Source organism: Yoonia sp. R2-816 (assembly GCF_046762905.1).
GTDB lineage: Bacteria > Pseudomonadota > Alphaproteobacteria > Rhodobacterales > Rhodobacteraceae > Yoonia.
Genome location: NZ_JBKQXN010000184.1, coordinates 1 through 1,237 on the forward strand (window position 1 = coordinate 1; position 1,237 = coordinate 1,237).

1 protein-coding gene is annotated in these 1,237 nt (G+C 50.7%); it reads right to left on the reverse strand.

Annotation, left to right across the window (positions count from 1 at the left end; all coding sequences use genetic code 11):
* Positions 1–298 precede the first annotated feature (298 nt).
* Positions 299–697 carry a BLUF domain-containing protein gene (locus tag ACFWW2_RS09440; RefSeq protein WP_393927771.1) on the reverse strand — a complete coding sequence of 133 codons (399 nt, stop codon included), beginning with the start codon at positions 695–697 and terminating at the stop codon, positions 299–301.
* Positions 698–1,237: the final 540 nt, after the last annotated feature.

Consider the following 1,237-nt stretch of genomic DNA (forward strand, 5'->3'; position numbering starts at 1 on the left):
TTGCAAAACTGTCCTTGATTTTGGCGCGTCTGTAGCCGCAGCTCCGAGAAGCGGACATTTGTTCAAGGCGCAGCATCGGTGAGTCTGGGCTCTCTGCCGTCATCTGACAGTTTTGGTCGGTTGACTAGTGCCAGCCCAAACTGGACATTTGTGTCTCCGATCCATCCAGTCGTTCAGCCGGCAAAGTTGCCATTCAATCGCTGCCACTCAAAGGCAATCAACTTGCTCTCCGCGGTCCCCAATGCGCAATTCGCCGCGGGGTGGTTTCCATGCCTAGGAAGGGTCGGCGGCCGAAGGTCTAACTCGTTTGATCGTGGTGGGAAAAAAAGGCAAGAATTGTCTCGATAGGAGCTTGTCCAAATGGAACATAATCTTGCTTATTGTTCCAATTTCTAAACAAATCCAATTCTTGATCAACCAATGCCATATCCCACCGCCCGAAGCGACGAGTTCCGATAGGACCGGATGCGAGAATGATAAGGTCTTTGTGGCGAATATCTTGCGAAATTTTTTCCAAGACCAAATCAACTGCGACTGTTGTCCCTTCTATGTATTGAACAAAGCAACCATCTTCGCAGTGCAGATATCCGGTAATGTTTGCCCTCGCGTTGTTTCTGCGTGCAGCGAAAAAAATATCATGATACGCGTCAGAACCTTTCTCAACCAAAGAAGTGCTTCGATAAATCGTGAAATCCAAAAACGAAATCCATTTTCATTGTAGTGATCGTGGTCACTCGTGTGTAACATACTCAAAGAAAAATGCAGCGTTCTTGGCGATTAGACTGTCGGCTGCCTGACTCATGTCCCAGGCCGATCTAGAATCGGTCTCTACCACACTGCCTATGCATCCGACTATGTTCGGTCCAGCGTGTATTTGGACGTGCTCTTGAGATGACACGAACGGTTTGGCTCGCGCCTGCGCGGACTGTCGACATGCGCATGCCGGGGCGATCTTTGATTTCCTAGCTTCGAATTTGGTTCCAGGCTGGCATTTTAAAGCAGAGTTCATACCAAAGCCGTCGTCAGCGCAACCTGCAGCAATCGGAACCCTGGGCTCGCTGCAGACACCTGACGCTTTTGGTCGGTTGACTGGTGCCAGCCCGAACCGGCCATTCGATCTCCGGGCAGGATTGGCTGGTCAGCGGGACCAAGGGGACATTCGTTGCAACTTCGTCTATGGCTGCTTAGGGTCACGCTTGTAGGAATAGCAGGTACCATTTGTGAGACACGCCTCTAG